At 72.8% G+C, this 8,417-nt stretch carries 7 protein-coding genes; 5 read left to right on the top strand and 2 right to left on the bottom strand.

The annotated features are described in order from the left end of the window. Positions 1-42: 42 nt before the first annotated feature. Positions 43-1,062 carry a TAXI family TRAP transporter solute-binding subunit gene (locus tag ACSNOB_RS30690; protein WP_436690794.1) on the bottom strand — a complete coding sequence of 340 codons (1,020 nt, stop codon included), beginning with the start codon at positions 1,060-1,062 and terminating at the stop codon, positions 43-45. Further along, a complete protein-coding gene (locus ACSNOB_RS30695; protein ID WP_436690806.1) occupies positions 1,059-3,134 on the bottom strand; it encodes a TRAP transporter permease in 2,076 nt (691 codons plus the stop codon). Before ACSNOB_RS30695 ends, ACSNOB_RS30690 begins: the two co-directional genes overlap by 4 nt. Positions 3,135-3,705: 571 nt before the next feature. Between ACSNOB_RS30695 and ACSNOB_RS30700 the strand changes: the two genes are divergently transcribed. The 5 genes from ACSNOB_RS30700 to ACSNOB_RS30720 all read left to right on the top strand — a co-directional run bounded on the left by ACSNOB_RS30700 (position 3,706) and on the right by ACSNOB_RS30720 (position 8,360). Next, positions 3,706-4,638 (top strand): ABC transporter ATP-binding protein, encoded by a 933-nt coding sequence (locus ACSNOB_RS30700; RefSeq protein WP_436690796.1) that lies wholly within the window; start codon positions 3,706-3,708, stop codon positions 4,636-4,638. A gap of 126 nt (positions 4,639-4,764) precedes the next feature. Then, entirely contained in the window at positions 4,765-5,307 is a 543-nt protein-coding gene (locus ACSNOB_RS30705; RefSeq protein WP_436690798.1) for a hypothetical protein, read from the top strand. Between the two features lie 273 nt (positions 5,308-5,580). Then, positions 5,581-6,375: an ABC transporter permease gene (locus ACSNOB_RS30710; protein WP_436690800.1), complete on the top strand. Its 795-nt coding sequence runs from the start codon at positions 5,581-5,583 to the stop codon at positions 6,373-6,375. Between the two features lie 10 nt (positions 6,376-6,385). Then, complete coding sequence (locus tag ACSNOB_RS30715) at positions 6,386-7,195, top strand: ABC transporter permease (RefSeq protein ID WP_436690802.1); 810 nt, start codon at positions 6,386-6,388, stop codon at positions 7,193-7,195. A 64-nt stretch (positions 7,196-7,259) separates the two neighbouring features. Beyond that, positions 7,260-8,360 (top strand): YihY/virulence factor BrkB family protein, encoded by a 1,101-nt coding sequence (locus ACSNOB_RS30720; protein ID WP_436690804.1) that lies wholly within the window; start codon positions 7,260-7,262, stop codon positions 8,358-8,360. Positions 8,361-8,417: the final 57 nt, after the last annotated feature.

Consider the following 8,417-nt stretch of genomic DNA (forward strand, 5'->3'; position numbering starts at 1 on the left):
GTGCCGGGGCCGGGCGGGAACGCCCGGACCCGGCACCGACGGTCAGCTCGCGCCGAGGTCCTGCAACGCCTTGGCCGCGCCGCGGTGCAGCGGCACGGGGTCGGTCCTGCGGGCGGTGTCCAGGCTGATGCCCTTGGCCGCCGGGTTGGCCTGGGCCAGGGCGTCCTTCTTGTCGAACACCGTCCGGGTGATCGCGCAGGCCACGTCGGCGTTGAGGTCCTTGCGGACCAGCAGCACGTTCGGCACCACGATGGTCGGGGTGTCCGCCGACGTCTTGTAGACGTCCGCCTTGATCGTGCCCGCCTGGTACGCCGGGTTGAGTTCGGCCATCTTGGGCAGCAGCGGGGTGATGTCGATGAACTTCACCTTGTCGCCGGCCGTGGTGAACAGGTCCGTCACGCCGCCCGTGGGCACCCCGCCCGACCAGAAGAAGCCGTCGATGCTGCCGTCCTTGACGCCCTCGACGGTCTTGGTCAGGTCGAGCCGCTGCGCCTGGATGTCCTTCGCCGGGTCGAGGCCGGCGGCCTCCAGCAGGCGGTTGGCGATGACCTCGGTGCCGGACTTCGGGGAGCCCGTGGAGATCTTCTTGCCCTTCATGTCGGCGACCGAGTTGATCCCCGCGTCGGCCCGGACGACGACCTGCGTGTAGTTGTCGTAGATCCGGGCGAGCGCCTCGACCGGCTGCGGGGCCGTGAAGGTGCCCTTGCCCTGCACCGCGTTGACCGCCGTGTCGAACAGCGAGAAGGCCACGTCGTACTGGCCGCCGACGAGCTGCTCGATGTTCTGCACCGAGGCGCCGGTCTCGGCGGCGGTGCCGCTCAGCTTGCCGTCGGTCGCCCCGGAGAGCTGGCCGGCGAGGGCGTTGCCGACCACGTAGTAGACGCCCGTGGCGTTGCCGGTGGCGATGCCGACGCGGGTGCTCTCGGTGACCTTGCAGGTGATCTCACTGGCGGCGTCGTCCTTCGTGGCGCCGTCCTGACGGCCCCCGCAACCGGCGGTGCCCGCCGCGACGAGCGCCAGCGCACCCACCCCCGCGGCGATCCGCACGTTGATCCGTCTCACTGTTTCTCCTCCCCATGGTTCACCGGTTGACCTGCTGGCGGCACGCCGGGCGGGCCGGCGGTGCCGCGTCTGACGAGCACACCCGTCACCATGACGGCAGCCAGGACGGCGCCGACCGCGACGGGTACGGGTTCGAGCCAGAGCAGCGTCAGCCCGGCGAGGGCGCCGAGGACGCGCTCCGGCGTGCCGGCCGGGCCGACGCCGGGCAGCCAGCCGCCCGCCGCCACCGCCAGCACGGCGACGCTGAGGGCGGCGACCACCGCGGCCACGGCGATCCGCCGCGCGCCCCCGATGCCGAGCAGCCCCAGGCCGGTCGGCGTGACCACGAAGGCGAGCGGGATGAGGTACGCCGGCAGGGCGTACCGCAGGGTCTGCCACATGGTCGGCACCAGCCGGCCGCCGGTCACGGCGGCGGCCGCCACCGCGGCGAGCGCGGTCGGTGGGGACGCCTCGGACAGGACCGCGAAGTAGAAGACGAACATGGCCGCGGCCGGCGCGGTGACGCCCAGGTCCAGCAGGGCCGGACCGATGATCACCCAGCCGATCACGAACGACGCGGTGACCGGCACGGCCAGCCCGAGCAGCGTGAGGGCGACGGCGGCGAGCAGCGCGGTGAGCGCCAGCACCACGGCCGGGTCCGAGCTGACGGCCTGCGCCCCGCTGACCAGCAGCGCGGCGGCCTGCGGGCCGAGGCCGGTCTTGGTGGTGGTGGCCGTGATGATGCCCGCCGCGGCGCAGACCGCGCTCACGGCGAGCACCCCGCGCACGCCGGCGCTCAGGGCGGCGAGCAGCCGGGCGGGGGTGAGCCGGTGCCGCCGGTCCAGGAAGGACAGCGCGGCGGCCAGGACGGTGGCCACCACCACGGCACGGGTCGCGGAGAAGCCCACGGCGAGCAGCACGACGATCGCGAGCAGCGAGAGGAAGTGGTAGCCGAACCGGCCCAGCAGCCGCCAGGGCGAGGCGGTGTCGAGCACCACCGGGCGCACCCCCGAGCGCCGGGCGTCGATCTCCACCGCCAGCAGGATGCCGAGGTAGTACAGCACCGTCGGGACGGTCGCCCAGCCGAGCACCTGGAGGTAGGACACGCCGAGGTACTCGGCGATGATGAAGGCCGCCGCGCCGAGGGTGGGCGGGGACAGGATCGCCCCGACGCCGGCCGCGGCGAGCATGCCGCCCGCCCGCTCCGGCGGGTAGCCGGCCCGGCGCAGGACGGGCCAGGTGACCGCGCCGATGCTGACCGTCGTCGCCGCGCCCGAGCCGGAGACGGTGCCGAGCAGGAATCCGGAGGCGACGGCGGTGCGCCCGGCGGCCGTCCGGGAGCGCCGGAAGGCGGCGGCGGACAGCTCCACGAAGAACCGCCCGGCCCCGGAGAGGTCCAGCACCGCTCCGTAGATGGTGAACAGCACGATGTACGTCGCCGCGACGTCGAGCGGGGTGCCGAAGAAGCCACTGTCGGAGTTGTAGAAGGCGTCGACGAGCTGACCGAAGTCGAGGCCGGCGTGCGCCACCGGCCAGGACTGGGGCAGCAGGCCGCCGTAGTAGCCGTAGCCGAGGAAGACCAGGCAGACGGCCGGCAGGATCCACCCGGTGGTGCGCCGGCACGCCTCCAGCAGCAACAGGAGCAGTACGGTGCCCATGGCCACGTCGACCCCGACCAGCAGGCCCTGCCGGTCGAGGAAGGCGTCGTACCCGCCGCCACCGGCGCCCAGGGGGACCGGCAGCACCGGGTAGAGGCAGCTGACCAGCGCCGCCGCGGCCAGCACCCAGTCCGCCACGCTCGGGCCGCCGCCCTCGACGCGGTTCCCGACGTCGGGCGGGCCCGCCCCGTCCGGCTGTCGTGCCCCGCGCCGCACTCGCCGGGGCAGTCGCAGGTTCGCCGGGTACGCCAGGAAGACGATCGGCAGGACGCCGGCCAGGAAAATGATCAGGTAGAACTTGCTGCCCTGCGGGAGCGGCCGGAACACCTGCCAGAGGGCGAGCAGCGCGACCGCCAGCGTCGCGCCGGTGACGAGGACGCCGACCGGCCCGGAGAGCACCCGTCCCGGCTTCTCGTCCTCGAACTGGGCGGCCAGGTCCCGCGGATCGGGCGTATCGCCGTCGGGATCCGTCCGATCCGCCGGCTCTGGCGGCAGCGGCACCGGGCCGTCGTCCACGGTGGATCCCGAGGTCACGGAAGGCGGCTGCGGGGCGGAATCGCCGGAGGAACGTACTGGTGACACGGTGGGGCACGATACGCGAATTGCACACCCCAAGGGAATATTGCTGATCATGATTGCGGTCAGTAATGGTGTGGAGTGGACAATTACCCAGAGGTACCTTGATCGAGGCCGCTATTGGTCGAAATATGAATGAGATTCGGCGGGAATGCGGATTGTTGTAAGCCGTTTGAATCCGTGTTGTCCACTATGGGCCCGCCGCTCGCGGCGGGTCGTCCGACAGACCGCCGACCACGCGCACACGCTCCGCCGCCGACGGCGCGTGACGCAGGGTGATCTCGTCGCTCTCCGTGCAGACCTGCTGGTCCAGCCGGGTCGCGTCGGGGCACTGCCGCACCTCAGCCGGCGGCGCGCCGGGGTGGCGGCCCGGGCGTCACGCCCGGCGAATCCGGTGGGAGGTGTCGGACCGGGCGGTTAGGGTCGGACGGTGACCACGGCTCAGCCACTCATCCGGGCGAGAGGGCTCGTGAAGCGGTTCGGCGACTTCACCGCCGTCGACGGCATCGACGTCGAGGTGCGCGCCGGTGAGGCGTTCGGCTTCCTCGGCCCCAACGGCGCCGGCAAGTCCTCCACCATGCGGATGATCGGGTGCATCTCCCCGCCCAGCGGCGGTGAGCTGCGCATCCTCGGCCTGGATCCGGTCCGCGACGGACCCGCCATCCGCGCCCGGCTCGGCGTCTGCCCCCAGCTCGACAACCTCGACCCCGAGCTGACCGTCCGGGAGAACCTCACGACCTACGCGCGCTACTTCGGCATCCCCCGCCGGGTGGCCCGGGCGCGCGCCGCCGAGCTGCTCGACTTCGTCCAGCTCAGCGAGCGGGCCGACAGCAAGGTCGAGCCGCTCTCCGGGGGCATGAAGCGGCGGCTCACCATCGCCCGCGCGCTGGTCAACGAGCCCGAGATCGTGCTGCTGGACGAGCCGACGACCGGGCTCGACCCGCAGGCCCGGCACCTGGTGTGGGAGCGGCTGTTCCGGCTCAAGCAGCAGGGCGTCACGCTGGTGCTCACCACGCACTACATGGACGAGGCGGAGCAGCTCTGCGACCGCCTGGTCGTGATGGACGGCGGACGGATCGTCGCCGAGGGCTCGCCCCGCGCGCTGATCGAGCGGCACGCCACCCGCGAGGTGGTGGAGCTGCGGTTCGCCGCCGAGTCGCAGGAGGCGTTCGCCGGCAAGCTCGCCGGCCTGGGGGAGCGGGTCGAGGTGCTGCCGGACCGGGTCCTGCTCTACGTCTCCGACGGCGACGCGGCGGTGGCCGAGGTCGGCGCGCTGGGGCTGCAGCCCGCCAACGTGCTGATCCGGCGCAGCAGCCTGGAGGACGTCTTCCTCCACCTGACCGGCCGCACCCTGGTCGACTGACCGGGCGGAGCGCCCCCGCCCGCCGAGCGGGCCGGCCCCGCTCGGCGCGATGCGGCAGCGAGGATGGTTCCGTAGCATCGGCGGGCCGGTGGCACCCGCCTGTCAGGTGACGAGCACGGGGGTGTCATGTCGAGGTTGCAGTTCCAGTCCCGGCGCCAGGCCGGGTTGGGCGCGCTCTACCTGGGCGTCTTCGCCACCATCTGGTTCAGCGTGCCGGCCGCCGACCCCCCGCTGCGGGCTCTGCTCGTCGTCGGCAGCGGCGCGGCGCTGCTCACGGCGGTGGCCGGCGCGGTCGTCGTGGCCCGCAGCCGGAAGGCCGCCGTCGCCGCCCGGGACCGCGCCGCCGACCGGCGTTACCTCCTGATCGCCGCCGCCGCGATCGCCGCCGCCGCGATCGGCGCCGCCGTGCTCGGCCTCGTCGGCTGGTCGGAGTTCGTCCCGGTGCTGGTGTGCGCCGTGGTGGGGCTGCACTTCTTCCCGCTCGTGCCGGTGCTGCGCGACCCGCTGCTGCGCCCCCTCGGCGCCGCCATGTGTGCCGTCGCGCTGGCCGGGCTGGTCACCGCGCTCGCCTCCGGGGTGTCGGCGGGCCTGGTCGTCGGCACCGGCGCCGGGCTGCTGCTGCTCGGCTCCGCGGTGCTGTCCCTGCTGCGCGCCCTCCGCACCCGCTGACCACCCCGACCGGCCGGCACGCGCTGATCGCGTGCGGCGCGTGCCGACCCGCCGGGCTGGCGCGCGCCGGCTGCCGGGTGATGGCGCGCGCCTGGGTCGCGACGTCCTTCTCCTGCCCGCCTTCTCCTGCCCGCCCTTCTTCTGCCCGTGTCGACAGTGTTCGGTGCGAAACGGGGCGACAGGGCGCGCGGTCCGCCGTAGGGTGGCCCCCGGTCTGTCGTACCTCCCGGGTAGGAAGGCCGTGGTGGACGCGGAGCGAGGCGAGGTGGTCACGTGAGCGTGGCGCAGCAGGCCCGGCCGCCGCTGCCCCGGGTGCCGGCGCTGGCGGTGCTGGCGCACCACCTGGTCGGCTACCGGCGCACCTGGCGGGCCGGGATCTTCTCGTCCTTCCTGCTGCCGGTGCTGACCGTGCTCGGGTTCGGGGTCGGCGTCGGGGCCTACATCGACCAGGGCGTCGGCGGGGTGCGCTACCTGGACTGGATCGTGCCCGGCCTGATCGCGTCGACCGCGGTGCAGACGGCGATCGGCGAGTCGACGTGGCCGGTGTTCAGCAGCTTCCAGTGGATCAAGACCTACTTCGCGCAGAGCGCGGCGCCGTTGCGGGTGGGCGACATCCTCGGCGGCCACCTAGCCTTCGTGCTGTTCCGGGTGCTCACCACCATCGCGGCGTTCCTGCTGGTGACGGGGGTGTTCGGGGCGCTGCGTTCGCCGTGGGCGGTGGCCACGCTGCCGGTGGTGGCGCTGCTCGGCCTCGCCGTTGCCGCGCCGACGTTCGCGTACGCGGCGGTGGTGTCCAGCGACAGTTGGCTGGCGATGCTGCTCCGCTTCGCGGTTATCCCGATGACGCTGTTCGCCGGGGTGTTCTTCCCGGTCGAGTCGCTGCCCACGGCGCTGCGCTGGCTGGCGTACGCGACGCCGCTGTGGCACGGCGTCGACCTGTGCCGGGCGGCGACGCTCGGCACCGCTCCGCAGTGGTCGGTCGCCGGTCATCTGCTCTACCTCGCGGCCTGGGCGGTCGCCGGCTGGCTGTTGGCCCGCCGCGCGTTCCGTCGCCGGCTCGTCGTCTAGGAGGGGTGCTGTGGTCAGTCTCGTCCTGCCCCGGCTGGTCGACGTCTCCGCCGCGTCCCGTCGGTCGGCGTCGGTGGCCGAGCGCAACGTCGCGGCCCTGAAGTCCGTCTACTGGCTGCTGCTCCTCTCCGGCTTCGTGGAGCCGCTGTTCTACCTGCTCTCCATCGGCGTCGGCGTGGGCGCGCTGGTCGGCGATCTCACGCTGCCCGGCGGGGAGGTGGTCACGTACGCGGCGTTCGTCGCGCCGGCCATGCTCGCCTCGTCGGCGATGACGGGCGCGCTGTCGGAAACGACGTTCAACTTCTTCGGCAAGATGAAGTACATGAAGCTGTACGACGGGGTGATCGCCACCCCGGTGCAGCCGTTCGAGATCGCCCTCGGGGAACTGGGCTGGGCGATGCTGCGGGGCGGGGCCTACTCGGCCGCGTTCCTGGTGGTGATGGTGGCGATGGACCTGACCACCGCGGCCCGGGCCCTGCTCGCCTTCCCCGCGGCGGTGCTGGTCGGCTTCGCCTTCGGCGCGCTCGGCATGACGGTCTCCACCGTCATGCGCAGTTGGCAGGACTTCGACCTGATGGGCTCGGCCCAGTTCACCCTCTTCCTCTTCTCCGGCACGTTCGTCCCCGCCGAGGCATACCCGTCCCTGCTGCGCTGGGTGGTCGAGGTGACCCCGCTCTACCGCGCGGTGCACCTGATCCGCGGCGTGTCCGTGGGCACGCCCGGCTGGGCGTGGGTGCTCGACGTGCTCTACCTGCTCGCGGTGCTGGCCGTCGGTCTGCTGGTGGCTTCGCGCCGGATGGGCAGGTTGCTCTACAGGTAGGTGGTTAACCGTCGCCGCTGGCGGGGCATGTCGAGGGGACACAAGCCGACCAGAGGGAGGGGCGATGGCCTCCGACGAGTCTTCCGCCCGCAGCGGGCGCGACCGTGACGATTCCGGGGCCGTGGCCGCCGGCCGGGTGGGCGGTGACCGCAACGACCGAGGTGCCGGCACCGAGCGGCACCGCTCCGGGCGTGGCCCGGTCGGGCCCGACGAGGGCCCCGACAGCCCGGCCGAACTGCCGGGCGCCGGGTGGAAGGCGGCGCTGCGGCGCACGTTCCGCGAGTTCCAGGACGACAGCCTCACCGACTGGGCGGCGGCCCTGACCTACTACGGCGTGCTCTCCATCTTCCCCGGCCTGCTGGTGCTGGTCTCGATCCTCGGCCTGCTCGGCCCGCGCGCGACGCAGGGCGTCAAGGACACCGTCAACGAGGCCGTTCCCCAGGAGAACATCCGGCAGATCGTCGAGGGGGCGATCAACCAGGCGCAGCAGAGCGGCGGTTTCGCCGGGCTCGCCGCGATCCTCGGTCTGTTGGCCGCGTTCTGGTCGGCGTCCGGCTACATCGCCGCGTTCATGCGCGCCTCCAACACGATCTACGACGTCCCGGAGGGGCGGCCGATCTGGAAGACGTTGCCGATCCGCATCGGGGTCACCGCGGTGATCGGCGTGATGCTGCTGGCCAGCGCGGTGATCGTGGTCTTCACGGGTGGCTTCGCCGAGCAGGTGGGCGAGGCGATCGGGCTGGGCTCCACCGCGGTGACCGTGTGGAACATCGCCAAGTGGCCGGTGCTGCTGCTCCTGGTCAGCCTGATGTTCGCGATCCTCTACTGGGCCTCACCGAACGCGCGGCACGGCGGGTTCCGCTGGGTCAGCCCGGGGGGCGTGCTGGCCGTGGTGATCTGGCTGGTGATCTCCGGCCTCTTCGCCCTCTACGTCACCAACTTCGGCTCGTACAACAAGACGTACGGGGCGCTCGCGGGTGTGATCATCTTCCTGATCTGGCTGTGGCTGAGCAACATCGCGATCCTCCTCGGCGCGGAGTTCGACGCCGAGCTGGAGCGCAGCCGCGCCATTGAGGCGGGCCACTCGCCGGACGAGGAGCCGTACGTCGAACTGCGCGACGACCGCAAGCTCAAGAAGAAGCGCAACGCGGCCGGCCGCCGCTGACCCCGCCGCCCCGCAAACCGCCGCGCCCCGCTGCCCACCCAGGCGGCGGGGCGCGGC

Source organism: Micromonospora sp. URMC 106 (assembly GCF_051386395.1).
Classification (GTDB): domain Bacteria; phylum Actinomycetota; class Actinomycetes; order Mycobacteriales; family Micromonosporaceae; genus Micromonospora.

Coding starts and splice junctions, on each gene's coding strand:
- ACSNOB_RS30720 (WP_436690804.1), top strand. CDS start 7,260: ATGGCCTCCGACGAGTCTTCCGCCCGCAGCGGGCGCGACCGTGACGAT.
- ACSNOB_RS30705 (WP_436690798.1), top strand. CDS start 4,765: ATGTCGAGGTTGCAGTTCCAGTCCCGGCGCCAGGCCGGGTTGGGCGCG.